The 25,674-nt window shown below is 64.9% G+C and carries 22 protein-coding genes; 11 read left to right on the top strand and 11 right to left on the bottom strand.

Translation table 11 applies throughout. The features are described 5' to 3' along the window. Nucleotides 1-18: 18 nt before the first annotated feature. The 3 genes from ntrC to dusB are packed head-to-tail and all read right to left on the bottom strand — an operon-like array spanning nucleotide 19 to nucleotide 3,605. Nucleotides 19-1,467 carry a nitrogen regulation protein NR(I) gene (gene ntrC, locus ABC729_RS05125; RefSeq protein WP_495606568.1) on the bottom strand — a complete coding sequence of 483 codons (1,449 nt, stop codon included), beginning with the start codon at nucleotides 1,465-1,467 and terminating at the stop codon, nucleotides 19-21. A gap of 3 nt (nucleotides 1,468-1,470) precedes the next feature. Next, on the bottom strand, nucleotides 1,471-2,589 hold the full coding sequence (locus tag ABC729_RS05120) for a two-component system sensor histidine kinase NtrB (RefSeq protein WP_495606567.1): 1,119 nt from the start codon (nucleotides 2,587-2,589) through the stop codon (nucleotides 1,471-1,473). After that, nucleotides 2,589-3,605: a tRNA dihydrouridine synthase DusB gene (gene dusB, locus ABC729_RS05115; protein WP_495606566.1), complete on the bottom strand. Its 1,017-nt coding sequence runs from the start codon at nucleotides 3,603-3,605 to the stop codon at nucleotides 2,589-2,591. Before dusB ends, ABC729_RS05120 begins: the two co-directional genes overlap by 1 nt. Nucleotides 3,606-3,838: 233 nt before the next feature. On the opposite strand from dusB, the gene ABC729_RS05110 reads away from it, so the two are divergent. From ABC729_RS05110 to ABC729_RS05100, 3 genes are read left to right on the top strand one after another with little or no spacing between them, the layout of a single operon-like run. Further along, nucleotides 3,839-5,014 (top strand): bifunctional 2-C-methyl-D-erythritol 4-phosphate cytidylyltransferase/2-C-methyl-D-erythritol 2,4-cyclodiphosphate synthase, encoded by a 1,176-nt coding sequence (locus ABC729_RS05110; RefSeq protein WP_495606565.1) that lies wholly within the window; start codon nucleotides 3,839-3,841, stop codon nucleotides 5,012-5,014. 4 nt (nucleotides 5,015-5,018) lie between these two features. Then, a complete protein-coding gene (locus tag ABC729_RS05105) occupies nucleotides 5,019-5,507 on the top strand; it encodes a CinA family protein (protein ID WP_495606564.1) in 489 nt (162 codons plus the stop codon). Then, nucleotides 5,504-6,247: a nucleotidyltransferase domain-containing protein gene (locus tag ABC729_RS05100; protein ID WP_495606563.1), complete on the top strand. Its 744-nt coding sequence runs from the start codon at nucleotides 5,504-5,506 to the stop codon at nucleotides 6,245-6,247. The genes ABC729_RS05105 and ABC729_RS05100 overlap by 4 nt, the downstream gene beginning before the upstream one ends. On the opposite strand, the gene ABC729_RS05095 is transcribed toward ABC729_RS05100, so the two are convergent. From ABC729_RS05095 to argS, 7 genes are all read right to left on the bottom strand, one after another. Further along, complete coding sequence (locus tag ABC729_RS05095) at nucleotides 6,244-7,077, bottom strand: hypothetical protein (RefSeq protein ID WP_495606562.1); 834 nt, start codon at nucleotides 7,075-7,077, stop codon at nucleotides 6,244-6,246. The genes ABC729_RS05100 and ABC729_RS05095 overlap by 4 nt on opposite strands. A 69-nt stretch (nucleotides 7,078-7,146) precedes the next feature. Next, nucleotides 7,147-7,728 (bottom strand): SMC-Scp complex subunit ScpB, encoded by a 582-nt coding sequence (scpB, locus tag ABC729_RS05090; protein ID WP_495606561.1) that lies wholly within the window; start codon nucleotides 7,726-7,728, stop codon nucleotides 7,147-7,149. Then, the gene (locus ABC729_RS05085) at nucleotides 7,725-8,522 is read right to left on the bottom strand and encodes a segregation and condensation protein A (protein ID WP_495608643.1); all 798 of its coding nucleotides are present in this window, start codon (nucleotides 8,520-8,522) and stop codon (nucleotides 7,725-7,727) included. Before ABC729_RS05085 ends, scpB begins: the two co-directional genes overlap by 4 nt. After that, nucleotides 8,516-9,205: a site-2 protease family protein gene (locus ABC729_RS05080; RefSeq protein WP_495606560.1), complete on the bottom strand. Its 690-nt coding sequence runs from the start codon at nucleotides 9,203-9,205 to the stop codon at nucleotides 8,516-8,518. Before ABC729_RS05080 ends, ABC729_RS05085 begins: the two co-directional genes overlap by 7 nt. Before the next feature lie 4 nt (nucleotides 9,206-9,209). Then, nucleotides 9,210-10,217: a beta-N-acetylhexosaminidase gene (nagZ, locus tag ABC729_RS05075; RefSeq protein WP_495606559.1), complete on the bottom strand. Its 1,008-nt coding sequence runs from the start codon at nucleotides 10,215-10,217 to the stop codon at nucleotides 9,210-9,212. Then, entirely contained in the window at nucleotides 10,207-11,511 is a 1,305-nt protein-coding gene (locus ABC729_RS05070; RefSeq protein WP_495606558.1) for an SPOR domain-containing protein, read from the bottom strand. Before ABC729_RS05070 ends, nagZ begins: the two co-directional genes overlap by 11 nt. A 12-nt stretch (nucleotides 11,512-11,523) precedes the next feature. Next, nucleotides 11,524-13,269, bottom strand: coding sequence for an arginine--tRNA ligase (argS, locus tag ABC729_RS05065; RefSeq protein ID WP_495606557.1), 1,746 nt, complete (start codon nucleotides 13,267-13,269; stop codon nucleotides 11,524-11,526). A gap of 263 nt (nucleotides 13,270-13,532) precedes the next feature. Here argS and ABC729_RS05060 point away from each other — a divergent pair, with 263 nt between their 5' ends. The 8 genes from ABC729_RS05060 (at nucleotide 13,533) to ABC729_RS05025 (ending at nucleotide 24,817) form a co-directional block, all read left to right on the top strand. After that, a complete protein-coding gene (locus ABC729_RS05060; RefSeq protein ID WP_495606556.1) occupies nucleotides 13,533-16,853 on the top strand; it encodes a transglutaminase family protein in 3,321 nt (1,106 codons plus the stop codon). Further along, nucleotides 16,846-19,350: a circularly permuted type 2 ATP-grasp protein gene (locus tag ABC729_RS05055; RefSeq protein ID WP_495606555.1), complete on the top strand. Its 2,505-nt coding sequence runs from the start codon at nucleotides 16,846-16,848 to the stop codon at nucleotides 19,348-19,350. The genes ABC729_RS05060 and ABC729_RS05055 overlap by 8 nt, the downstream gene beginning before the upstream one ends. Then, nucleotides 19,328-20,263 (top strand): transglutaminase family protein, encoded by a 936-nt coding sequence (locus tag ABC729_RS05050; protein WP_495606554.1) that lies wholly within the window; start codon nucleotides 19,328-19,330, stop codon nucleotides 20,261-20,263. Before ABC729_RS05055 ends, ABC729_RS05050 begins: the two co-directional genes overlap by 23 nt. Before the next feature lie 66 nt (nucleotides 20,264-20,329). Beyond that, nucleotides 20,330-20,764 (top strand): hypothetical protein, encoded by a 435-nt coding sequence (locus ABC729_RS05045; protein ID WP_495606553.1) that lies wholly within the window; start codon nucleotides 20,330-20,332, stop codon nucleotides 20,762-20,764. Between the two features lie 73 nt (nucleotides 20,765-20,837). Beyond that, on the top strand, nucleotides 20,838-22,391 hold the full coding sequence (locus ABC729_RS05040; protein WP_495606552.1) for a helicase HerA domain-containing protein: 1,554 nt from the start codon (nucleotides 20,838-20,840) through the stop codon (nucleotides 22,389-22,391). A 112-nt stretch (nucleotides 22,392-22,503) separates the two neighbouring features. Next, entirely contained in the window at nucleotides 22,504-24,108 is a 1,605-nt protein-coding gene (locus ABC729_RS05035) for an ABC transporter substrate-binding protein (RefSeq protein ID WP_495606551.1), read from the top strand. Nucleotides 24,109-24,205: 97 nt separating this feature from the next. Further along, a complete protein-coding gene (locus ABC729_RS05030; RefSeq protein ID WP_495606550.1) occupies nucleotides 24,206-24,412 on the top strand; it encodes a cold-shock protein in 207 nt (68 codons plus the stop codon). A 138-nt stretch (nucleotides 24,413-24,550) separates the two neighbouring features. Continuing rightward, nucleotides 24,551-24,817 (top strand): hypothetical protein, encoded by a 267-nt coding sequence (locus ABC729_RS05025; protein WP_495606549.1) that lies wholly within the window; start codon nucleotides 24,551-24,553, stop codon nucleotides 24,815-24,817. Between the two features lie 122 nt (nucleotides 24,818-24,939). On the opposite strand, the gene ABC729_RS05020 is transcribed toward ABC729_RS05025, so the two are convergent. Beyond that, nucleotides 24,940-25,623 (bottom strand): hypothetical protein, encoded by a 684-nt coding sequence (locus tag ABC729_RS05020; protein WP_495606548.1) that lies wholly within the window; start codon nucleotides 25,621-25,623, stop codon nucleotides 24,940-24,942. Nucleotides 25,624-25,674 lie beyond the last annotated feature (51 nt).

Here is a 25,674-nt window from a genome sequence, read left to right as displayed (position 1 = left end):
TGCCGGTTTATTTTTTACTTACTTCAACCCCCTCACCACCTGTATATCCAAATCCCTGATCTTCTTGCGCAGCGTGTTCCGGTTAAGCCCCAACATATGCGCCGCCTTGATCTGGTTACCCCGTGTCGCCGTCAATGACAGGGACAGCAGCGGGCGTTCGACCTCTCGCAGGATGCGGTCATAGAGGCCCGCCGCCGGGATACCGTCCTTATGCGCCGCGAAATATTCGCGCAGGTGGCGTTCGACGGCGGCTGACAGGCCCTCGTTCACCGGTTCCTGCACCGGGGCCGCCGCCGGGTTGGCTTCGGCCAGTTCGGTGTCGATGACGTCGAGGCTGATCACCTCTTGCGAGTAAAGCGCCGCCAGACGCTGGACCATGTTTTCCAACTCGCGCACGTTACCGGGCCAGCGGTAACGCTTGAGCCGGTCCATGGCGGCATTGTCCACACTCTTGGCGGGCAATCCCTGCTGGGCGGCCTGGTTCAGGAAATGGCGGACCAGCGCCGGCACATCCTCTGTGCGTTCGCGCAGCGGCGGCAGGCGGATGGGCACGACGTTGAGGCGGTAGAACAGATCCTCCCGGAACAGGCCCTGGCGGATCAGGGTGCGCAGGTCGCGGTGGGTGGCGGCGACGATGCGGACGTCGGTCTTGATGGGCGTGCGCCCGCCGACGGTCGTGTACTCACCCTCTTGCAACACGCGCAGCAGGCGCGTCTGCGCCTCTAGCGGCATGTCGCCGATTTCGTCCAGGAACAGGGTGCCGCCTTGCGCCTGCTCAAACCGACCCGTCGAACGCATGGTGGCCCCGGTAAAGGCCCCTTTCTCATGCCCGAACAGCTCGCTCTCAATCAGTTCGCGCGGGATGGCCGCCATGTTGATGGCGACAAACGGGCCACCCCGGCGCTTGCCATAATCGTGCAGGGCGCGGGCCACCAGTTCCTTGCCGGTGCCGCTTTCGCCCGTGATCATCACCGTCAGGTCCGTGCCCATCAGGCGGGCCAGGACGCGGTAAATCTCCTGCATGGCCGGCGACCGCCCAATCAGGGGCAGCGCCTCCTCCTCCGCATCCTCCACCGGGGCGGCGACGGGGGCCGGGGCCTGTGCGGGGGCGGACAACGCCTTTTGCACAATGGCCATCAGGTCCTTCAGGTCGAAGGGCTTGGGCAGGTAATCAAAGGCCCCGCGCTCCGCCGCCTTGACCGCCGTCAACAGCGTGTTTTGCGCGCTCATCACGATGATGCGCAGGTCGGGACGCAGTTTCTTGATGCGCGGCACAAGGTCGAGGCCGTTCTCATCCGGCATCACCACATCGGTGATGACCAGATCGCCCTCCCCCTCCTGCACCCACCGCCACAGCGTGGCGGCGTTGCCGGTGGTCTTCACCTCATGTCCCAGGCGGGCCAAAGCCTGGGTCAGCACCGTCCGAATGGCCCGATCATCATCTGCTACGAGAATGGTTGCGCCCATTTTTTAGGCACCCTCTCCGTGACCGTTCTGGTCGGTGACCGGCAGGGAGACCTTGAAGATCGTGCGCTTTGGCACGCTTTCAAAGTCGATGACCCCACCATGGTCACCGATTATCTTGGCGACCAATGCAAGACCCAGGCCGGTTCCATTCATCTTCGTCGTAACAAAGGGATCGAACAGGTTGGCGCGGATATCCTCGGGTATGCCGGGGCCGTTATCGCCCACGCAAACCAAGAGCGGCAACTGCATCCGGCTGTCCGATCCGGAAACGGCCAGACGCACGCCATGCTGGTACGCCGTGGTCAAAAGAATCTCACCGCCCTGTTCGGGGCAGGCCTCTGCCGCGTTCTTGACCAGATTGAGGAAGACCTGCACCAACTGATCCCGGCTGCCCAGGACGGGCGGCAGGGACGGGTCGTATTTCTCGACAAAGCGGATATGGCGGGCAAAACCGGTCTGGGCGATGCGGCGCACATGTTCCAGGACGGCATGGATGTTGACCGCCTGCCGCTCCAGCGGGCGGCCATCGGTAAACACCTCCATCCGGTCCACCAGGGCCACGATACGGTCCGCCTCGTCACAGATCAGGCGGGTCAGGATCTGGTCATCCTCGCTGGCGTTTTCTTCCAGCAACTGCGCGGCACCGCGGATGCCGGACAGCGGGTTCTTCACCTCATGCGCCAGCATGGCCGCCATGGCGACGACGGAGCGGGCGGCGCCGCGATGGTTCAGCTGCTTGTCGATGCGCCGCGCGATGGAGCGTTCATGGATGGTCAGCACGACAAAGTCCGGCGGATCGCCCAGGGGGGCCGCCTGCATGGTGACGGAATGCGGGCCGATGCGCGCCGTTTCCACCTGAACACCATATTCACAAACGGTGGCATGGGTGATGCGCGCCTGTTCCAGAAGGCCCAGGACGGGGCTGTCCTCCGGGATCAGCTCCGTCAGTTTCGTGCCCAGGACACGCGTGGCCGACACGTCGAAAAATTCCTGGGCTTCCAGATTGATGAAGCGGATCAGCCCCTCCCCATCCACCACCATCACGGGGTCGGGCAGTGCAGCCAGGATGGAGGTCGGGTCGATATCCCCGCCGATGCGGCGGGTCGGCGGCATCCGCGCCATCAGGCGGCGATCCGTTCGGTGACGCCGCGATCCAGTGCCGCGGAATAGAAGGCGATGATCTGCTGCTTCATCTGTTCCGGGTCCTCGCTGGTCATGATCTGATTGCGATAATCGGCCGATCCGTTCATGCCCTTGGAATACCAGGCGACATGCTTGCGGGCGATCTTGATGCCGGCCTCCACCCCGTAATGGGCCAGGATGGCGTCGTAATGTTCCAGGACCGTCTGCATCTGCTCGGCCAGCGGCGGGTCGGGCAGCTTCACGCCGGTGCGCAGGTAATGCATGACCTGGGAAATGAACCAGGGGCGGCCATAGGTGCCGCGCCCGATCATGATGCCATCGGCCCCGGATTCCTCCAGGCAGCGCACGGCATCATCAAAGCTGTTGATGTCGCCATTGGCGATGACGGGGATCTTCACCGCCTCCTTCACCTGACGGATGAACTTCCAATCAGCGGTGCCGTTATACATCTGGCAACGGGTGCGGCCATGGATGGTCAGCATCTGGATGCCGCATTCCTGCGCGATGCGGGCCATGTTGGGGGCGTTCAGGTTGTTGGCGTCCCAGCCCTTACGCGTCTTCATCGTCACCGGAACGGAAACGGCCTTGACCGTCGCCTCCATGATGCGCCCGGCCAGCAATTCGTCCTTCATCAGGGCCGAACCGGCGAAACCGTTCACCACCTTCTTCACGGGGCAGCCGAAATTAATGTCGATGATATGGGCGCCGCGATCCACATTCAGCTTCGCCGCCTCCGCCATCACCTCCGGTTCACACCCCGCCAATTGCATGGAAATGGGTGCTTCGTCCAGGTGCCATTCGGTCTTCAGCAGGCTTTCGCGGGTGGCGCGGATCATGGCCTGACTGGCGATCATTTCCGACACGACCAGCCCCGCGCCCGTGCGCTTTACCAGCCGGCGATAGGGCATGTCGGTGACACCCGACAGGGGTGCCAGGATCACCGGGTCGTCGATACGCACGGAACCGATCTGAAGCGGGGCAAGCGGCTTGACCATGGGACGCGGAACCTTGACCTTGGGTCACGAATATGCACTTTCTTTGTGCAATTTTCGCGAATGCATGAATTTTAGGCACAGAGCTTAACACAGGTCTGTAAAAACACAATATTCACCACCGCATGGCGGTTTTCGCCCCCGCACAGGGGCCACCCATGATGCGGGGGCATTGGCGTGGGCCTAGCATCCGCGCTAGGGTCGCCCCGGTCGTTCATGACAAGAGATGTGGCCCCATGCCCACCTGCACCGCCCTGATCGTCGCCGCGGGACGCGGCCTGCGTTTCGGGGGCGATCTGCCCAAGCAATATCTGGCGCTGGCCGGACAGCCGATCCTGCGCCGCACGGTGGAGGCATTTCTGCGCCATCCACAGATCAATGCCGTGCGCGTCGTCATCGATCCGGCGTTCCGCGACCTTTATGACAAGGCGGTCGATGGCTTGGATTTGGCCCCGCCCATCGCCGGCGGGCCGACGCGGCAGGATTCGGTGATGAACGGGCTGGAGGCGATGGCTGGACACCCAACCGATCTGGTGCTGATCCATGATGCCGCGCGGCCGCTGATTGATGCGCAGGCCATCAGCGATGTCATCGCGGCGCTGGACAGCGGGCCTGCCGCCATCGCCGCCACACCGCTGGCCGATACGCTGAAGCGCGGGACGGTGGCGGGAACCGGGATTGTCAGCGGCGGGACCGTAGACCGCACGGCTTTGTGGCGGGCACTGACGCCCCAGGGCTTCCGCTTTGCCGATATCCTGCCCGCCCATCGCCGGGCCGCCGGCCTGAACCTGACCGATGATGCCGCCGTGGCGGAGGAAGCTGGCCTTCCCGTCACCCTTGTGCCCTGTGACCCGGACAATCTAAAAGTGACCAATCAAGACGATCTGGCCCGCGCGGAAAAGCTGTTCCTGGCCCGTCTGGGCGATGTGCGCACGGGCACTGGCTTTGACGTGCATAAGTTCGCGCCCGGTGATCAGGTCTGGCTGTGTGGCGTATCCGTGCCGCATGACGCGACGCTGGACGGGCATTCGGATGCCGATGTGGCGCTGCACGCCCTGACCGACGCCATCCTGGGCGCCATTTCGGCGGGCGATATCGGCCTGCACTTCCCCCCCAGCGACCCGAAATGGAAGGGGGCAGACAGCGCGCAGTTCCTGCGCCATGCGGCGGACCTGGTCGCGGAAAAGGGCGGGGTCATTGCGCATGTCGATATCACCATCATCTGCGAACGGCCCAAGGTCGGCCCGCATCGCGAAGCCATGGTGGCGCGGGTGGCCGAGATCCTGGGCCTGAACCCGGCGCGGGTGTCGGTGAAGGCGACGACGACAGAGGGGCTGGGCTTCACGGGCCGGCGCGAAGGCATCGCGGCACAGGCCGCCGCCACCGTCCGCCTGCCCCTGATCCTGGAGTAGGCCCATGTTCCCGCCCGATCTGGTGCAGTTGGCTGAGGATATCCGCGACGGGTTCGCGGCCCGTGGCCTGTGGCTGGCCACGGCGGAAAGCTGTACCGGCGGATTGATCGCAGGCTGCCTGACACATGTATCGGGGTCCAGTGCCGTGGTGGACCGGGGGTTCGTGACCTACACCAATGAGGCGAAGACAGAGATGCTGGGCGTGCCGGCATCCCTGATTGCCGAGTTGGGCGCGGTCAGCGGCCCGGTGGCGGACGCAATGGCAGCAGGGGCCGTTGCGCACAGCCGCGCCGATGTGGCGGTGGCGGTCACCGGCATCGCCGGGCCAACAGGCGGGACAGCGACAAAGCCTGTGGGGCTGGTCTTCATCGCGCGGGCCATGCGGGGTGGCGATACGGTGGTGGAGCGCCATATCTTTGCCGGTGACCGCGGGGCAGTGCGCCTTGCCACCGTGAAACGGGCGCTAGAATTGCTTCGGGAAAGCCTTGGATGAGTGCGATCACCCCGACCATCGATCTGGCCGACACCATCCTGCGCGAATGGACCGAACAGCCGGACATCATTGCCGCCTTCCTGGCGGGATCGGTGGCCAAGGGCAATGCCGGGCCGGGATCGGACATCGACGCCGTACTGATCCACCATCATCTGCCGGCGGCGGTGCGGGAAACGCATGAACGCCAGGGTGTGATGGTGGAACTGTTCCTGCATGACCCGGACACGCTGGCCTATTTCTGGGAAGCCGACCGCAAGCAGGGCAAGCCCTCGCTGGCCCGCATGGTGGCCAATGGCCTGCCCATCGCGGGCGACCCCGCCCTGATTGAGGAGCTGAAGCGGCAGGCGCAGGCCGTGCTGGATGGTGGCCCGCCGCCGCTGACGGAGGAGGAGTTGCGCACGCGGCGTTATTCCATCTCCGACCTGGCCGCCGATCTGGCGCAGCCGCGCAGTGCGGCCGAACAGCTCGCCATCGGGTCGCGGCTTTATATCGAGTTGGCGGATTTCACGGTGCGCGCCGCCGGGGCCTGGACCGGCAGCGGTAAGGGGCTGGCCAAGGCGTTGCTGCGGCTGGACCCGATGCTGGCCAGCGCGTTCGAGCATGCGTTCGGGGAACTGTTCGGCGATAAGGACGCCGCCGAGGTACTGGCGCTGGTCGATCTGTGCCTGGAGCCCTATGGCGGTCGCTTCATGGCCGGCGACCGCCGCCCCGCCCCCGCCGACTGGCGGTTGGGGGATTAAGAGCCAGGGGCTGCGCAATACTCGGCCAAGGTATAGGCCGCGTGGATCTGATATTTCGCCCCCGGCTTCATCACGAATTCCGACGCGCCATAGCGCACGAAGCCGCCATCCTTGGCCGGTTTCCAGTCGAACGTATAGCCCAACCGGGTCCACGGTGCCCCGCCCTCCTTCAGGTTCAGGCGCATGTTGGAGGCAAACCAGTCCCAATAGGACTGTTTCTCGGTGCAAGCCGCATCACCCGCCATACAGACGGGACGGCTTGCCGTGCCCGGAACAGCAGGCGGACCCCATTGATCGGCTGTGTCCAGCGTGCAGGTGGCGGCCGTGATATCGGTGATGGGACAAGGGCGAACCAGTTGCGTCGACTCAATCCACAGTTCCACCACCTGGGCATAGGGGTTGGCAGGGTTCAGGCCCAGCCATTGCACCACCCGTTCCGTCTTGGCCGCCGCGTCGCCCGGCGCCTCGGTGCAGAATTCCTTCAACTGCGGCACGGCGGTCACCCAGATCTGGCCCCAGCCGGTCGGCCCACCCGTCGTCTGACTCTTATAGTATTTATCGTAGGCGTAGCTGGACATGGTGGAGGCCATCAGCACCTGCTTGCCATTGGGACCGTCGCGCCAGGACAGTTTGGGATTGTCGGGCGCGATGCGCAGAAGGCCCGGCCCGATGGTCGAAGGCTTCGGGATCGCCGCTTCATAAAGCGAGGTCGCGTAAAGCTGCGCTGGGGTTTGAGCGGACGATGCATCCGCCTTTGTCGGCTTCCCCCCCGTACCGGCACAGGCCGTCAGAGACAAGGACAGGACCGCCAGCAAAACCGCATTACGCATATTATATCCTCCCGCCTTACGAGCTTGAGGAAGGTAATATTATCGGAAAAAAGTAGCAATAGCCTGACCTTACTCGCCCACCGGCTCCAGCCCCGGCAGGGTGGGCAAGGGCGTGGATTTGTCCAGCAGGCCGGCGGCGCGCAGATCATCGACACCGGGCAGGTCGCGCAAGGATTCGAGGCCGAAATGATCCAGGAAATGGGGCGTCGTCACCCAGGTCAGGGGACGGCCCGGCGTTTCGCGCCGCCGTCCCGGTCGGATCCAACCGGCCTCCATCAGGATATCCAGCGTGCCCTTGGACGTAGCCACGCCGCGGATCGCCTCAATCTCCGCCCGCGTCACAGGCTGGTGATAGGCGACAATGGCCAGCGTCTCCACGGCGGCGCGGGACAGTTTGGCCGTCACCTCCACCTCTGTGCGCAGCTGATCGCCCAGGTCGGGGGCCGTGCGGAAGGCCCACCGTCCGCCAGACGCAACCAGATTGACGCCGCGATGGCGGTAGAGATTCTCCAGTTGTAGAAGCAGGGGACGCACCGGCGTGGGGCCGATACGGGCCTGCAGCGCGTCTTCCGTCACTGGATCGGCAGAGGCAAACAGGATCGCTTCCAGCAGACGGACCAACTGATGGTCGGCATTGAAAAGATCGGTCACGTTCCCCCCTCCCCCTCGCGGCGGGCGCGCAGCTGGATGGGCGCGAAGGCCCCGTCCTGACGCAGTTCAAGCTTGCCGGCCTTGGCCAATTCCAGGATCGCAACGAAGTTGCTGGCCAGCATCGACCTTGCCTTCACCCCCTCCCCCCGCCAGCCACCGGGCAGCAGGGTGGAGAGATAGGACCAGTCGGGAATGCGGCCCAGCATGGCCTCCAGCCGGGCCACGGCCTCTTCGATCGAGTATAATTCCGTTACCGGAATGGTGAAGGGTGACTGCCGCGCCTGCCGGCCGGAAATGTCGCCATAGGCCTTCAACAGGTCGTACAGCGACAGGTCATGGCGATGCTTGGCGAAGATCGGCAGGTCTTCCGGCGCGCCACGCGCAAAACGGTCCCTGCCCAGGCGCGGACGCGCCATCAGGCGGGCGGCCACGCCCTGCATCGCCTCCAGCCGCTGCAGCTGCAAGGTCAGGGCGGCGGCCAGCATCTCTGCCGATGGCTCGTCCGGCTGCGGATCGGGCAGCAGCAGGCGGGATTTCAGATAGGCTAGCCATGCCGCCATCACCAGATAATCCGCCGCCAGCTCCAACCGCAGCCGCCGTGCCTCCGCCACAAAGGACAGGAATTGTTCGGCCAATGCCAAGATAGAGATGCGGGTCAGATCCACCTTCTGATCCCGCGCCAAGGTCAGCAGCAGGTCGATGGGCCCTTCAAACCCGTCAATATCCAGCAGCAGCGTCTCACCGGCGGTCGGATTATCGACGGGTCGGCTCTCGTCGAACCCATCGCTCACGATGTCAGGCCAGCCAGCCCGGCAATGGCATTCACGACCCAGTCCGTGGCGGGCCCCAGGATCATGAAGAGCGGGTTGAAATCAAAACCGGCATGGCCCGCCGCGAACGGGATCAGGAACACCACCAGCATCAGGATACCCATGCCATAGGGCTCAATCCGGGACACGGCCATCGCGGCGCGCATGGGCAGGATACCGACCAGTACCCGGCCGCCATCCAACGGCGGCAGCGGGATCAGGTTGAACAGGGCCAGCAGCACGTTGAACTGTAACGACACCGCCAGATTGCTCACCATCCACTGGGCCATGAAATCCGGCGCCATGGGCGCCACATGCAGCAGCAGGGCCGAGATGATGGCCAACAGGAAATTCACCCCCGGCCCGGCGGCGGCGACCCAGATCATGTCGCGTTTTGGATTGCGCAGGTTGCGGAAATCCACGGGCACCGGCTTGGCCCAACCAAACATAAAGCCCGTGAAGATGAACATCGTCATGGGCAGGAGAACGGTGCCGATGGGATCGATATGGCGCAACGGGTTCAGCGACAGGCGGCCCAACATCTGCGCCGTCCGGTCACCAAACTTCAACGCGGCATAGCCGTGTGCGGCTTCATGCAGGGTAATGGCGAACAGGGCCGGCAGTGCCATGATCGACAGCTTGAACAGGATTTCCTGAAAATCGGGCATCGCCTCACCCCGCCAGAAGCCGGTCGAATTCGGCCCGCAAGGCATTGATATCGGTTGGCGGCACCGCCGTAACAAGAGCGGACGCAGCGGACCAGCGCCGCAGGGCAGCTGCGTCCAGCGCGCGGGCATTGGCGACCACGTCCAGCATCTCCGCCATCTGGCCGTTGCAATGCAGAGCGACGTCGCAGCCGGCGGCCAGAACGGCGGCCGTGCGCTGACCCAGGGTGCCGGACAAAGCCTGCATCGACAGATCATCGCTGAACAGCAGTCCGTCAAAGCCGATATGGCCGCGCACGATGTCGCCGATCACAGTGGGGGAGATGCTGGACGGGCGGTCGGCGTCGATATCGGTATAGACGACATGGGCGACCATAGCGGCCGGCAGATAGGACAGAGCCTTGAACGGCGCGAAATCCCAGGCTTCCAGTTCTACCCGCGGAGTGTTGACCACGGGCAGTTCCTTGTGGCTATCGGCGAAGGCGCGGCCATGGCCGGGGATATGCTTGACGATAGGCAGGACTCCACCGGCCAGCAGACCCGCAGCCTGCGACGCCGCCAGGGCCGCCACACGGGCCGGATCCATGGCGAAGGCGCGGTCGCCGATCACGTCATGCGCGCCCGCCACCGGCACATCGGCCACGGGCGCGCAATCCACATCGATGCCAAGGTCAGCCAGCATGGCAGCCAGCAGACGGCCATGCAGCCATGCGGCCTGCCCCGCCTTCTCCGGGTCGGTCAGGTCGCCCACGGAGCGAGCCGCCGGCAGTTCCGGCCAGTGCGGCCCGCGCAGCCGGGCCACCCGCCCGCCTTCCTGGTCAATCAGGATGGGGGCGTGGCGGCCAACGGTTTCGCGCAGATTGTCCACCAGGGCCCGCACCTGATCGGGGCTGTTGATATTGCGGCGGAACAGGATAAAGCCCAGCGGGTTGGCGTCGCGGAAGAAATCCCGCTCCACCGCCGTCAGGATGGTGCCTTCACATCCCAGGACCAGGGCCGCGATATCAGCGGACAATGCTGCACCCCGCACCCTGGGCCGACATGGTGGCGCAGATCTGCTTGGCCCGCGCCTCATCCACGGGGCCACCCTGGATGCGGTAGAAAATGCCCTTGGGCAGCTCAACGCGCACGGTCCGCATGGACATGCCGCCCAGTTCGCCCGCGAATTTGCGCTGCAGACGCTGCCATTCGGCAGTGGCCTTGGCCTCGCTGTCCACGGCGGCCACCTGGATGCGCACGGCGGGGCCACCAGTGGCGGGCTTCGCTGCGGCAGTGGCGGCGGGCGGCGTTGCCGCTGGCGTCGCGGTGGCAGTGGGGGCCGGTGCCGGCTTGGCCACCGGCGCGGCGGGCGGCGGGGCCACCAGGGCCTGGGTCACCTGCCTGGACGGGGCCTGCTGCTGCGGCAGCAATTGCTGCGGCGGCTGTGACGCGCTTGCCACGGGCGGGGCATAGGTGGGCACCGGGGCCGGCGCCACCGGGGCCTGACGGGTGACCTCTTCGGACGGCGGTTCGCGCAGGGCGGAAACCGCACCCTCACCTTCCTCCGCCATCGGCAGTTCTTCCGGCGGCTCCACGGCGTCGGCGCGGGGCCGTTCCATGGGTGCCTCTGGGGGTGGCAGCAAGCGCTCAACCTCGCCCGGCGGGGCGTTGCTGGCGGGGTTCAGCCGGTCATAAACCAGCTTGTCCTGATGCGGCACTTCCATCCCGCCCGGCTGTTCGGGGCGGATCTTGGTGGGGGCCGTATCGGCGCGCAGGATGGGGGCCACGCTTTCGGTGCCGGCCCGCATGCCCTGATTATAGGCGTAGAAGATGATGCCGCCGAACACGATGACGGCACCGGCGATCACGCCGATATTCAACAGGTTGCGGCGGCGCGGTGCGGCGGCCTGATAATAGCCGGCATGCTGCTGCTCATATTCCTGATAATAGGCTTCCTGCGCCTGCTGTGCCGCCGGACCCTGGTGGTACCCCTGCTGGTACTGCGGATCGGCATAGGGGTCCTGGGCCGGGGCGCGGTACCCGGCGGCGGCCGGATCGGCGTAAGTCTCCGGTGCCGGGGCCTGAGGCGGCGGCGGGGGAGCGGCCGCATGCGCCGTCAGGGGTGGCGGGGCGGCATGGCGCTGCGGCTGCACATATTCATCCATCGGGTTGGGTTCACCCTGCGGATGCGGCTGCGGCGGCGTTGCCTGCGGATAGCCGGCACGGGGGCTAAAGGACGGATCGGCGCGGAATTCCGCGCGTGGGGCCGGGCGGCCCGCCGGGGGGGGCGGGTTCTGGCCGTTATCGTCCTCGTCATCATAATAGGTCATGGGAATGGCGCCTCAACGCATTTCCTTGACGGGCTCGACGCCCAGGATATCAAGACCGCAGGCAATCACCTGGGCCACGGAAGTAACCAGCGCCAGACGGGCGCGGGTCAGGTCGGCATCGCCGTCGATCAGGAAGCGCATGTTGGCGTCATCCTTGCCCCTATTCCACAAGCCATGGAAGGAAGAGGCCAGTTCGTACAGATAGAAGGCCACACGGTGCGGCTCATGCGCTTCCGCCGCCGCTTCCACCAGACGGGGGAAGGACAGCATTTGCTTCACAATCGCCACTTCCTCCTCCGACGACAGACGCGTCAGGGGTGCTGCCGCCAGCGATGCCGATGACAGATCAGCACCCGCGTCAGCCGCATGGCGAAGGACGGAATGGCAGCGGGCATGCGCGTACTGCACATAGAAAACCGGGTTTTCCTTCGATTGTTCGGTGACCTTGGCCACGTCGAAATCCAGGGTCTGATCATTGCGGCGGGTCAGCATGATAAAGCGGACAACGCCGGCCCCGACCTCATCGACAATGTCGCGCAGGGTAACGAACCGGCCCGCACGCTTGGACATCTTCACCGGCTGGCCGTCATCCATCAGGTTGACCAGCTGGCATATCTTGACGTCCAGGGCGCCCTTGCCCCCCGTGATGGCGGTGACGGCGGCCTGCATACGCTTCACATAGCCGCCATGGTCGGCACCCAGCACATCGATCAGGTCACCGCCACCCCGGCGAAACTTGTCAAAATGATAGGCGATGTCATTGGCGAAATAGGTGTAGGAACCGTCCGACTTCTTCAGTGGGCGATCGACATCATCACCAAAACGGCTTGCAGCGAACAGGGTCTGGGGGCGCGGCTCCCAATCGTCGGGCTTCTTGCCCTTGGGCGGCTCCAGCACGCCGGTATAGATCAGGCCCTGATCTTCCAGTGCCTTCAGGGCAACCTCCACCGACCCGGCATCGACCAGGGCGCGTTCGGACGAGAAGACATCATGCTTCACGCCCATCTGCGCCAGGTCTTCCTTGATGCGGACCATCATCTGCGCGACGGTGAATTCCCGGAACAGGGGCAGCCATTCGCCCTCCTCCGCGTTTAGGAACTTGTCGCCATACTGGTTCTTCAGGGCCTGCCCCACGGGGACCAGATAGTCGCCGGGATAAAGGCCGACGGGGATTTCAATCGTTTCGCCAAACGCCTCGCGATAGCGCAGGTGGGCGGACCGGGCCAGGACATCAACCTGCGCGCCGGCATCATTGATGTAATATTCCTGCGTGACCTTGAAGCCCGTCTTGACCAACAGACGGGCCAGCGCGTCGCCGACGACGGCGCCGCGGGTGTGGCCCACATGCATGGGGCCAGTCGGGTTGGCCGAGACATATTCGACATTGACCGGCTTGCCTTGGCCCAGGTTGCTAGACCCGAAGCCGGCACCGAGGTTCAGGATGTCGGCCATGCGCGACAGCCAGAAGCCGGTATCGATGCGCAAATTCACGAAGCCGGGGCCGGCGACCGCCGCCTCCGTCACCTTGGCGGCGTCCTTGAGCCGGGCGACCAGCGCATCGGCAATAACGCGCGGCGGCTTGCCAGCAGGCTTGGCCAGGATCATGGCGGCATTGGTGGAGACATCGCCATGGCTGGGATCGCGCGGCGGTTCAACGGTGATTCGGGAGAAGTCCAGCCCGGACGGCAGGTCGCCTGCCTGAACCATCTGGTTCAGCGCATCATGAATCTTGGCTTCGAAGTCTTTGAAAACGTTCATTTTTCCAAACTTGATCAAGTGTATCCGGGCGTGAAGCAACCATCACGGAATCGAGCGATCCGCGAAGGTATCCGGCACCCTACACCGAACCCCCGCATCCGCACAGCATACAGAAATGAAGGGCGGGAATGTGGCGGGCGAACCGACGGAATTCGGCCAGCCAGACAACAATTGCTGCAACGCACCTTAACCAGTTTACGGTTTGGTGTTACCGTCATCGCACCGTCATCCGGCGGTCGCATTTTGGTGGGGGACAGGGGCGAATGGGTATTCATGTCGCGTTGAACCACAAGACCATCTACCGCTATGATCGGCCCGTAAATTTGGGACCCCAGATCGTGCGGTTGCGGCCCGCCCCGCATGCGCGCACCCCCATCCTGTCCTATTCGCTGAAGGTCACGCCGAAGAAGCATTTCCTGAACTGGCAGCAGGACCCGCAATCCAACTGGCTGGCCCGGTTCGTCTTCCCGGAAAAGACCACGGAATTCACGCTGGAGGTTGATCTGGTGGCCGATATGGCCGCCATCAATCCGTTCGACTTCTTCCTGGAACCAGCGGCGGAGAAGGTGCCCTTCACCTATGATCCGCTGCTGGCCAAGGATCTGAAGCCGTTCCTGGAAACCGAGCCGGCAGGCCCCCTGCTGTCGGCCTTCCTGGCGGAGATTGACCGGTCGGAACAGCCGACCGTCAATTTCCTGATGGGCCTGAATGCCAAGCTGCAAAGCGCCATCGGCTATGTCATCCGCCTGGAACCCGGCGTGCAGACGCCGGAAGAGACGCTGGAGAAATGCACCGGGTCCTGCCGCGACAGCGCCTGGCTGATGGTGCAGGCGTTGCGCCACCTCGGTCTGGCTGCGCGTTTTGCGTCGGGATACCTGATCCAACTGGTGGCCGATCAGAAGCCGCTGGAAGGGCCGGAAGGGCCGACGGCGGATTTCACCGACCTGCATGCGTGGTGCGAGGTGTATCTGCCGGGTGCCGGCTGGATCGGGCTGGACCCGACCTCCGGCCTGATGGCCGGTGAAGGGCATATTCCCGTTGCCTGCACGCCCGACCCGTTCAGCGCCGCACCCGTCACGGGCGGGCTGGAACTGTGCGAGGTGTCGTTCGAACATCAGATGTCGGTCACCCGCATCCGCGAACAGCCGCGTACCACCAAGCCCTATTGGCCCGAACAATGGGCCGCCATCGACGCGCTGGGCCGGCAGGTGGACCGGGAGATCGTGGACGGCGATATCCGCCTGACCATGGGCGGAGAGCCCACCTTCATTTCCATCGATGATATGGACGGCGCGGAATGGAACACATCCGCCCTGGGCCCCACCAAACGCCTGCTGTCCGGCGACCTGATCCGCCGGTTGAAGCGGCGCTTTGCCCAGGGCGGCCTGCTGCATTTTGGCCAGGGCAAATGGTATCCCGGCGAAAGCCTGCCGCGCTGGGCCTTACAGCTTTATTGGCGCAAGGATGGCGACGCGCTGTGGACGCATGAGGAATATCAAGCGGACGAGCGCCGGGATTACGGCTTCAAGGCCGACCATGCCGAGCTGTTCATCAAGACCCTGGCCGAGAAGCTGGGTATCCCCGGCGATTACGCGCGCGCCGCGTTTGAGGACCCCTGGTACTATATCAACAAGGAACGCAAGCTGCCGGTCAATGTCGATCCGTTCGACAGCAAGCTGGACAATGAGGAAGAGCGCGCGCGTCTGGCCAAGGTGTTTGAGCGCGGGCTGGATCAGCCCATCGGCTTTGCCCTGCCGCTCAACCGTCGGCATGAGGCGACGGGGCCGGTCTGGCTGTCTTCCGCCTGGGCAACACGAACGGAAAAACTGTTCCTGGCACCGGGCGACAGTCCGGTCGGGTACCGCCTGCCGCTGGGGTCGCTGCCGTGGGTGGCACCGGCCCAGTATCCCTACCATTACGAACAGGACCCGTTCGATCCGCGCACGCCCTTGCCGGCGTATGAGGAACTGACGCAGCTGGTGGCAGAGAATAAAGGCCGTACCGAACCCAGCGAGCAGCATCGCCGCATGGCCGATGTCCGTGAGGGCGTGCCCGACAAGGGGCAGTCGGCCTGGTGGGTGGTGCGCACCGCCCTGTGCGTGGAACCGCGCGACGGCCGGCTTTATATTTTCATGCCCCCCACCTCCTATCTTGAGGATTGGGTGGAACTGATCGCGGCGATTGAGGCGGCCTGTGTCGAGCTGGACATGCCCGTGGTCCTGGAAGGCTATGGCCCGCCCAAGGACCCGCGTCTGGCCAATATCGCCGTCACGCCCGATCCCGGCGTGATCGAGGTGAATGTCCACCCGGCCAGCAGCTGGGACGAACTGGTCCGCAACACCACGGAACTGTATGAGGATGCACGGCAAAGCCGGCTGGCGACGGAAAAATTCGCCCTGGACGGACGGCATGTCGGGACCGGCGGTGGCAACCATGTCGTGGTGGGCGGCCCAACGCCGGGCGACAGCCCGTTCCTGCGCCGGCCAGACGTGCTGCGTTCGCTCCTGACCTACTGGCAAAATCACCCTGCCCTGTCCTTCCTGTTCTCCGGCACGTTCATCGGCCCGACCAGCCAGCATCCGCGCGTGGACGAGGCGCGGCATGACAGCCTTTATGAGCTGGAAATCGCCTTCAAAATCCTGGACGAGGCCGGCACCAACTGCCCGCCCTGGCTGGTGGACCGCGCGTTGCGCCATCTGCTGGTCGATGTACAGGGCAACACCCACCGCAGCGAATTCTGTATCGACAAGCTGTACAGCCCCGACAGTTCCACGGGCCGCCTGGGCCTTCTGGAACTGCGCAGCTTCGAGATGCCGCCGCATGCGCAGATGAGCATGGTGCAGCAGCTTCTGCTGCGCACCCTTATCGCCTGGTTCTGGAAACAGCCCTACCGCGCCAAGCTGGTGCGCTGGGGCACCAAGCTGCATGAACGTTTCATGCTGCCGCATTTCGTCAGCCAGGATATCCAGGATGTCGTCAATGACCTGCGCGGCGCTGGTTATGCGTTTGAGGAAAGCTGGTTCAAGCCGCATCTGAATTTCCGGTTCCCCACCCTGGGCCATGTCAGCCAGCGCGGCCTGACGCTGGAACTGCGGTCAGCGTTGGAGCCTTGGCATGTGCTGGGGGAGGAGCCGGGCGGCGGCGGCACCGTCCGTTTCGTGGACAGCAGCCTGGAGCGGGTGCAGGTAAAACTGGCCGGTGCCACGGACGAAAGGTTCATCGTCACCTGCAACGGACGTAAGGTTCCCCTGCATCCGACCGGCACAGAAGGGGAGTTCGTGGCGGGGGTGCGGTACCGCGCATGGCAGCCCCCTACCTGTTTGCACCCAACGATCCCCGTGCATACGCCGTTGATCTTCGATATCGTGGACAGCTGGACGGGTCGCTCGATTGGCGGCTGCACCTATCACGTTGCACATCCGGGTGGGCGGAACTTCACCACCTTCCCGGTCAATGCCAACGAGGCAGAGGGGCGGCGGCTGGCTAGGTTCTTCCCGTTCGGCCACACGCCGGGGCCTATGGCGGCCCCGATTGAGATCAGAAACCCCGAGTTCCCGTTGACCCTTGACTTACGCCTTGGCTGAACCTTCCCGCGACAATGCGGCCGCACATGCCGAACCCTGGGACGAGATGGTCACCGGTGACGGGCATGTGCGCGCCCATTGGCAGGGTTTCATCTCGTCCGGTGCCGCCGATGGCGCATCAATGGCGGAGCGCTGGGATGCGGGCCAGCGCCTGCTGTTTCAGAATGGCGTGACCTATCACGCCTATGCCGACCCGCAGGGCGTGGAGCGGCCCTGGCCGCTGGACCCCATCCCCCTGCTGCTGCCGCAGTCGGAATGGCATATGATCGCGGAGGGGCTGCGTCAGCGGGCGCGGCTCCTGGATCGGGTGCTTGCCGACCTTTATGGTGAACAGACGCTGGTGCGCGACGGTGTGCTGCCGCCGGCCCTGGTGCTGGGGGATCCGGGTTTCCTGCGCGCCTGTCACGGGTTGAACCTGCCCGCCGGATCGCGCCTGACCCTGATCGCTACCGACATGGTGCGCGACCGCGACGGCATCTGGCGTGTGCTGGCCAGCCGGACACAGGCACCCACGGGCACCGGCTACACGCTGGAAAACCGCGTGGTGATGAGCCAGACGCTGGCGGAGGCGTTCCGGGGCTGCAATGTCGAACGGCTTTCGCCCTTCTTTGAGCAGCTGCGTCAGACGCTGATCACCTTGGCCCCGCGCCGGTCCGGCCCCGATGGCTGCCCGCGCATGGCGCTGCTGACACCCGGCCCCCTGAACGAGGCCTATTTCGAACACGCGTTCCTGGCCCGCCATCTGGGCCTGACCCTGGTTGAAGGCGCGGACCTGACGGTGCGCGATCAGGCCGTCTATCTGAAAACCCTGGGCGGGCTGGAACGGATCGACGTGATCCTGCGCCGCGTCGATGATGATTTCTGCGACCCGCTGGAGCTGCGTCCAGACAGCATCCTGGGTGTGCCCGGCCTGCTGGAGGCGGTGCGCGCCGGCAATGTCATGGTCTGCAATAGCCTGGGTAGCGGGTTGACGGATTCGGTGGCCCTGATCCCCTGGATGGGGGCCTTGTCCCGGCATGTGCTGGGCGAGGCGCCGTTGCTGGCCGATGTCCCCACCTATTGGGGCGGGGATGCGCGGCAGCGGGCGGAGATGGTGGCAGGGCTGGACCGGCTGGTCTTCCGCCCCGCCTTTTCCAGCCTGGGCCACCGCACCAGCTTCGGCCCCGAACTGAATGGGGCCGCACGCCAGGAACTGGCGGCCAGCCTGCGCCGCCGGCCACAGGACTGGGTGGCACAGGAACCCATCGTCCCCTCCACCGCGCCTGTCTGGCGCGAGGGCAAGAAGGTGGCGCGGCCCTTGGTGCTACGTGCCTTTACCTGCGCCACGCCGGATGGCGACTGGACGGTGATGCCGGGCGGTCTGGCACGCATTTCCGCCGATGAACGCTTTGCCTCCGTAACCCTTCAAACGGGGGCCGGTGCCAAGGATGTCTGGATCATCGGGGCCACCATCGGGCAGCCGCAGCGCCGGCGCGGTTCGGCGGCCATGATGCCGGATGGCGGCGGGGACACGGGTCCGCGCACCGGTGACCTGCCTTCGCGCGCCGCTGACCACCTGTTCTGGGTCGGACGTTACGCCGAACGGGCCGATGCCGCTGTGCGCACGCTGCGCGCCGCCGCCCGCCGCCTGACCGATGATGCCCATCCGGGGGCGGAGGAGGAGTTGGTGCCCCTGCTGCGCCTGATGGGCTTTACCGGCATGATCCCGATGGAGATTTCGGGCCTGCCGCAGGCCGATGCCGCGCGCGGCATGCGTCAGGCGCTTGAGATTGTGGCCGATCCCGCCAATCCCGGTGGATTGCGTGCCACCATGGAACGGCTGCGCCGTGCGGCATCGGGCGTGCGCGACCGGCTGCCGGGGGAATTCAGCCGTGTGCTGACGGTGCTGGGCGATGTCGCCTCACAGCCGTTGAAAGCAGAGCCGGCGGCCATGCAGTTGCGCCTGGATGAGGTGTCGCGGCTTCTCGCCTCCCTGATCGGGCTGGAACTGGACGGCATGTCGCGCGGGCCGGCCTGGCGGTTCCTGGTGCTTGGCCGGCGGCTGGAACGCGCCATAGGCATTGTCGGGGCCTTCAATGGTTGTGGCCTGGGATCGGGCACGGCGGGGACCGTGGCGTCCCTGTCGGTGTTGCTGGAACTGGCGGCGGCGGGTGCCGCCTATCGCGACCAACATCCCGTCGGCATCCGGCGTGAACCGGTGCTGTCGCTGCTGCTGGCCGATGATGAACATCCCCGCTCTCTGGCATTCCAGATCAAAACGGTGCAGCGCCAACTGGTGAAGCTGCCGCCCATCGACGCGGAAGGGCTGGAGGTCAGCCCGACCAAGCTGGCCAATGACCTGCTGGAGACCGCCGCCGGCATGGTGGCGGACCCGCAGCCGACACGCGACCCGACGGCGCTGGCCGACCTGACCGACCGGTTGGGCCGGCTATTGCCGGAAATCTCCAACCTGCTCAGCCAGGCTTATTTCAGCCATGTCTTTGCCCGCACGACGTGAAGAGGATGCCGTGAACGGCGAAGACAGCGTGACACGCGGTTGCGTGCGGTACAGATGCACCCATGTGACCCGCTATGACTATGGCGACACAGTGATCAGCGCCCATATGCTGGCGCATCTGGCCCCCCGTGCCCATCCGCGCCAGACCAACCATCATGCTGACCTGACCGTCCTGCCGCGACCGGGTGTCATAACCAGCCGCAGTGACTGGTTCGGCAATCCCGTCACCTACGCGGCCCTGCACACCCCGCATCGGGAATTGAAGGTGACGGCGGAGATCGACGTTACCGTCGCACCACCCCCACCCTTCACGCCAGATGCGACACCAGCTTGGGAAGAGATCGCCGCCCAGGCGGCAAGTCTGGCCGAAGCGCTCGAATTCGTGCGGCCGTCGGCCCGCGTGCCGCTGGCCGATACGGCACTGACCCTGTTCGCGGCGGCGTTCTTCCCTGCCGGGCGGCCTGTGGGTGCCGGGGCGATGGACCTGACGCGCCGTATCCATGATGATTTCAGCTTTGATCCCACCGCCACAACCGTCAGCACACCGATCTCAGAGGTGCTGGCCCGGCGGCGCGGTGTGTGTCAGGATTTCGCGCATCTGATGATCGGTGCGCTGCGCGCGCTTGGCCTGCCCGCCCGCTATGTCTCCGGTTACCTGCGCACCCTGCCGCCGCCGGGCAAGGAAAAGCTGAAAGGGGCCGATGCCAGCCATGCCTGGGTACAGATCTGGTGTGGCGAGGCCGATGGCTGGATCGATCTGGACCCCACCAATGGCCGGCAGTGCGACACAGACCATGTCACCCTGGCCTGGGGCCGGGATTATGACGATGTCTGCCCGCTGCGCGGCGTGATCATGGGCGGGGGCAGCCATGGCGTTCTGGTCGCCGTCGATGTGGAACCAGTGGGTGCCTGAATCCCCTTGCCAGCGCGCATAGGATGTAATCTCCTGTCAGCATCATCTGGCAGGGAGGCACCGTCCATGACCGCCAGTTTGTTGCCCATCCGCTTGATCCTTCTGCTTGTTCTGGCCACCGGATCGGCATCGGTTGTGGCCCTTGCGCAGCAACCGCTGGCTGAACCCATCCGTATGGCCGGCAAGATGCTGATGGTCTCTAACGACGAAGGCACAACGGAACAGCGGTTCCGCGCCGACGGCACCTATGTGCTTCGTCCGGTCGGCATGCTGGCCGTGCTGAACCCGAAGGACATCCGGACGGGGCGCTGGCGCATGGTGTCTGACACCATGGTGTGCAGCCGGCAGACGGAACCCATTCAAGGCGAAGAAAACTGCCTGAATCTGACCGACCGGCGCGTGGGCGAAAGCTGGAGCGTGCTGGCGGTACGTGGCGGCAATACACAGCTGGTCATCCTGGAGACGGAACCCGAAAAGGTGCCGGGCGACGCAGGGTCGTAGGCCAGATGGGTTCCCCCCCTGCCGCCAATGCGCTATAGACCGCGCTTCACAGAATTTAGCAGGTGCAGTTGAGATGCAGGTCGGCATCGACATGGGTTTGACGGCGGAAGGGCGCGCCGCCACGATGGACCTGGAGGAATTGCTGGCTACCCGCCTGCTGGTGCAAGGCAATTCCGGGTCCGGCAAGTCGCACCTGCTGCGCCGTCTGCTGGAACAATCCGCCCCCTGGGTTCAGCAATGCGTCATTGATCCCGAAGGGGATTTCGTGACCCTGGCCGACAAGTTCGGCCATGTGGTGGTCGATGCCGCCCAGCATACCGAGTCGTCCCTGCAGAAGGTCGCAGCCCGCGTGCGCCAGCACCGCGTATCGGTGGTGCTGTCCCTGGAAGGGGCCGATATCGAGGGGCAGATGCGTCTGGCCGCCGCCTTCCTGGGCGGGCTGTTCGATGCGGAGCGCGATTACTGGTACCCGATGCTGGTGGTGGTGGACGAGGCGCAGCTGTTCGCGCCGGCCGCATCCGGTGAAGTGTCAGACGAGGCGCGCAAGGCCAGCCTGGGCGCCATGACCAACCTGATGTGCCGTGGCCGCAAGCGTGGGCTGGCGGGCATCATCGCCACCCAGCGTCTTGCCAAGCTGGCCAAGAATGTCGCCGCCGAAGCCAGCAATTTCCTGATGGGCCGTACCTTTCTGGATATCGACATGGCCCGCGCGTCGGACCTTCTGGGGATGGAGCGCCGTCAGGCAGAGATGTTCCGCGATTTGCAGCGCGGGCATTTCGTGGCCCTGGGGCCAGCGGTGTCCCGCCGCCCCCTGCCCATCAAGATCGGCCATGTCGAAACCTCTGGCCGGGGCGGCAGCCCGAAGCTGATGCCCCTGCCCGACCAGCCGCATGCCGATGCGCGCGACCTGATCCTGACACCGTCCGCCGAAGAACTGACCGCCCCGCCGCCGCCCGTTCGCCGCGCGCCGCCGACGCCGCAGCCAGACATCAACGCCGCCCTGCGGTTGGCCGGGCAGCGTCAAGCGGAAATGGCCGCCACCGCCGCCCTGAACCCCGAACCATCGCTGTTCGAGGCGGCAGAGAATGACGAGAAGCTGGACGAGGTGCTGCGTCAGGTCCTGTCCGACCCGGATGCCGCCTTCCGCACCGATGCCGTACTGTATCAGGATTTCCTGGTCCGCTGCCGTATCCACCGGCTGCGCGGGGAGACGCTGGACATGCCGGCCTTCCGCCGCCGCCTGTCGGTGATCCGGGCCGGGGTGGATGCCGAAGGGGCGGACGATCCCGACTGGACCGCCGCCGAACAGGCCGCCAAAACCCTGCCGGAGGATATGCAGGGCGTGTTCCTGCTGCTGGCGCGGGCCGCCCTGTCACAGGCCCCCTGCCCGTCGGATGCCGAGGTGGCGCGGGCCTGCGGCAGCCGGTCACCGGGCCGTGCCCGACGGCTTCTGTCCTACATGGAACAGCGCGGCGTGATCGTGCAGCGGACACTTATCGGTGGCTTGCGCTCCATCGGACTGCCGCATCTGGGCCGTGAAACGGCGGCAGGCGATCCCAACGCCCCCGACCCGCTGGAGGCTGTGGAAACGCGCGCGGAGGGCGACCTGCTGGCCGGGATCGGGTGACAGCCGCAACGGTGATCTGAAACACCGTTCAATTCTATCCCAATGACCACTGTTCAGCGCTATCCCAATAGCTTACGGTCAAATCTTAATAAATTGTGAGGGCGATAGATCGGTGGCGACCAGTGAGAGGTTGATCCGGCGCGGGCTGCAACGGCTCGCGCTTCTCGCCGCTATCGTGCTGAGCGCGCATGGGGGCATTGCGGCAGCAGACACGCAGCCGCAGGTGCTGCGTGTCGGGTTGGACGCGGTCGCCGCGTCCGCCGATCCCCATCGGCTTTATTCCGTCGACAGTCGCAATCTGGCCTTTCATGTTTTCGAACCGCTGGTCATGCCGGATGACGGGCTGGGGATCGTGCCCTGGCTTGCCACCGGTTGGGAGATGCAGGGAGATCGGACCTGGGTCATCAGGCTGCGCCCCGATGTCCGGTTCCATGATGGCAAGCTTCTCTCACCCCATGATGTGGCCTTCACCTTCTGCCGGCTGGACAGTCTGGAGAATGGGCCAATGGCCGGGCTGATCACCGGCGTGGAACAGGCGGTGGCACGCGATGCCAACACCCTGGTCATCACAACACGTGGAAGCATGCCGCTATTGCCGCACGTCCTGACCCTGCTGCCCATTGTTCCGGCCCCGAACGGCTGGAAAGGTTCCTATCAGCCGCGCGGATGCGCCGGGATGGGGCAAGGGTTGGCGGCGCTGACGGAACAGCAGTTCATGGACGGCAAGGTGCCGGGCACCGGCCCTTATCGTCTGGCCGCCTTCAGCAGCGGTGTCAGTGCAGATCTGGTCCGTGCCGATGGTTATTGGGGTGCACGACCGCATTGGGAGCGGGTGCAACAGATCCTGCTTGATACCGGGGCGGCCCGTGCCCGGGCACTGGTATCGGGAGAGGTCGATATCATCAATCAGGTGGTGCCGGAAACACTGGATTTCCTGAATACCCGCGCAGATATCAAGGTCGTGGACAGCAAGGCCCTGCGCATGTTGATGCTGACCGTCAATCTTGGCGGACAGTTGTCGGACGTGAGAATACGCCGCGCCCTGGCCATCGCCATCGACCGGACGGCATTAAGCCGCCGCACCGCACCGGGAAGCGCCGAGCCGGCGGACCAGATGGCCCCACCGGGCATTCCCGGATATACGCCCGCAGCCGCCCTTCCCTTTGATCAGGCGGAGGCACAGCGGTTGATGCGGCAGGCAGGTGTGGGGGAAGGAGAGCGTCTTCGCCTCCGCCTGATTACCGTGGAACCTTTCGCGCGGGTGGCGGAAGGGGTGGCCCGTTACCTGCTGGCCATCGGGGTACAGCTGGATATCCGCTACGCCAGCGTGGGCGAGGCGTTGCCATTACTGCGCGGTCGGGATTACGACCTGTTCCTGGGCAGCCGGGTGCCGTTCACCGGCGAAATGGGCTATTCCAACTGGGAACTGCTGCACTCGCCGCAGGCCGACATCAAGGCCGGCAGCCAAAATGACAGCGGGTATAGCAACCCGGAACTGGACCAGATCCTGTCAAAGGCCATAGTGGAACCGGATGCTAGCCAGCGTGAGACGCTGTTGCAGCAGGTGGCCGTGATCGCCAGCCATGATCTGCCTTATATCCCCTTGCTGCGCACCACCCGCCGCTGGGCCATGCGTGCAGATATCCGCTTTGACGGGCGGGTGGATGGCAACACGCTTGCCACCCTGATCACACCCGCCTCGGCCAGCACGCAGTAAGCGGGCGCAACCCCGTCCCCTGTCGCCGCCCCTTGCAATGACGGATGCTTGGGGTCATGGTGCCGGCCATCGTTACGACAGCGCCGGGGAGAGCGCCATGCCCACGGGCACCGTCAAATGGTTCAACAGCGCCAAAGGCTTTGGCTTCATCACGCCCGAGGATGGCGGCGAGGACGTGTTCGTCCATATTTCCGCCGTTCAGTATATCGGCCTGCCTACCCTGAAAGAGGGGCAGTGGCTGCAATATGAGGTCGAGATGAACCGCAAGACCCGCAAGCCGCAAGCTATCAATCTGCGCAATTGAGCGTTTGTTCCGGCGCTAACCACCGGGCAAGCTGAATAGCACCGTCACGCAAGGGGTTGCGTCGCCGCCATTCGATGGTATGAAGCGGCGCAGAGGGGCTATGTGCCCCACCTCATTTCAGTTATAGGAACCGGACCCATGTCCACACTTCATAAGCAGGCAATGGAAGCCGTCCTGAAAGCCGCCGAGATGGATATCCTCGGCACGCTGGAGGAACAGGGCATCAAGGACCGGTACAGCGAGGAAGGCGACCAGACCGCCATGGATGTCGCCATCCTGCACGGCTACCGCGTCTTCATGCGCATCTGCGAGGCAAACGGCATCACCGCCGACGCGGAACTGTTTGTCGAAATGGCCGGTGAGCTGGCCGATGACATCGCCCAAGATGGCGGCAGCGAAGAGTAAGGCAACGGTCAACATTATCGGCGACGACCGCCGCCGCGCGGCCCGTGCCGCGTGAGCCAAGCCGCCGGATGGCGGCGCCCGGCGCTTGAGGGAACAAGAAACCAAGGAGGCCGGGCGGCGGATCAGCCCGCCCGGCGGCCCTTGGCATTATTGCTGTTGCTTTCCGCTTCGGCGCTGCCCTGCTTCAGGGCGATCGACAGGCTGTCCCAGGCGGCGTCCATGGCCTGATTCTGGGCGCCATCCTCTGCCGCCATTTCCCGGATCATCTTGACCATATCGTCGGGCACGCAGGCCGTTTTCACAGCACGACCACCGAAATCGGCCTGACGCGGAAACACGCAGAGCACGCGCACGCGCACTAACGGGAAACGGCTGCGGATGGCCGTGATCAGTGGGTGCAGCTGCAGGACGGGGTTGATGAAGGTGCCGACCGTATGGTCGGGCCGTACATATTTCCACTGCCCCGCATTCTGGTTGCAGCGGACCTGTCCCGCCACGTCGGGTGGCGCCGACATGATCAACAGCACACTGGCCGGCAGGCGCAGGACATTGTCGATGCGCACCAGACCCGCCTTGCCCCCACCGATCTTCACATCGTTCAGCATGGGGTAGGAAAGTTCTTCAAGCTCCATGCGGCGCTTGAACAGCTCGGCATTATACTGCTTGACCGATGTGGGCTTGGCGCGCTTGGGCTTTACCGAGAGGGCGAACGTCACCACCAGCGTAATCACCACCAGGGCGATCGCCGAGAAGGTGATGAGATCGACAACCGCGACCCCAAACCATTTCGCAAGTTCCGTCAGCATGGGGCAGGAAATAACCCAGAATGATCCCGATGTCACGACCGGGCAGGTTAC

It is taken from the genome of Niveispirillum sp. CC-CTL257 (assembly GCF_059489915.1).
The sequence above is the reverse complement of the archived record's forward strand: the minus strand, read 5'-3'. Positions and strand labels throughout refer to the sequence as shown.

Coding starts and splice junctions, on each gene's coding strand:
- ntrC (WP_495606568.1), bottom strand. CDS start 1,467: ATGGGCGCAACCATTCTCGTAGCAGATGATGATCGGGCCATTCGGACG.
- ABC729_RS05120 (WP_495606567.1), bottom strand. CDS start 2,589: ATGGCGCGGATGCCGCCGACCCGCCGCATCGGCGGGGATATCGACCCG.
- dusB (WP_495606566.1), bottom strand. CDS start 3,605: ATGGTCAAGCCGCTTGCCCCGCTTCAGATCGGTTCCGTGCGTATCGAC.
- ABC729_RS05110 (WP_495606565.1), top strand. CDS start 3,839: ATGCCCACCTGCACCGCCCTGATCGTCGCCGCGGGACGCGGCCTGCGT.
- ABC729_RS05105 (WP_495606564.1), top strand. CDS start 5,019: ATGTTCCCGCCCGATCTGGTGCAGTTGGCTGAGGATATCCGCGACGGG.
- ABC729_RS05100 (WP_495606563.1), top strand. CDS start 5,504: ATGAGTGCGATCACCCCGACCATCGATCTGGCCGACACCATCCTGCGC.
- ABC729_RS05095 (WP_495606562.1), bottom strand. CDS start 7,077: ATGCGTAATGCGGTTTTGCTGGCGGTCCTGTCCTTGTCTCTGACGGCC.
- ABC729_RS05080 (WP_495606560.1), bottom strand. CDS start 9,205: ATGCCCGATTTTCAGGAAATCCTGTTCAAGCTGTCGATCATGGCACTG.
- ABC729_RS05070 (WP_495606558.1), bottom strand. CDS start 11,511: ATGACCTATTATGATGACGAGGACGATAACGGCCAGAACCCGCCCCCC.
- argS (WP_495606557.1), bottom strand. CDS start 13,269: ATGAACGTTTTCAAAGACTTCGAAGCCAAGATTCATGATGCGCTGAAC.
- ABC729_RS05060 (WP_495606556.1), top strand. CDS start 13,533: ATGGGTATTCATGTCGCGTTGAACCACAAGACCATCTACCGCTATGAT.
- ABC729_RS05050 (WP_495606554.1), top strand. CDS start 19,328: ATGTCTTTGCCCGCACGACGTGAAGAGGATGCCGTGAACGGCGAAGAC.
- ABC729_RS05045 (WP_495606553.1), top strand. CDS start 20,330: ATGACCGCCAGTTTGTTGCCCATCCGCTTGATCCTTCTGCTTGTTCTG.
- ABC729_RS05040 (WP_495606552.1), top strand. CDS start 20,838: ATGCAGGTCGGCATCGACATGGGTTTGACGGCGGAAGGGCGCGCCGCC.
- ABC729_RS05030 (WP_495606550.1), top strand. CDS start 24,206: ATGCCCACGGGCACCGTCAAATGGTTCAACAGCGCCAAAGGCTTTGGC.
- ABC729_RS05025 (WP_495606549.1), top strand. CDS start 24,551: ATGTCCACACTTCATAAGCAGGCAATGGAAGCCGTCCTGAAAGCCGCC.
- ABC729_RS05020 (WP_495606548.1), bottom strand. CDS start 25,623: ATGCTGACGGAACTTGCGAAATGGTTTGGGGTCGCGGTTGTCGATCTC.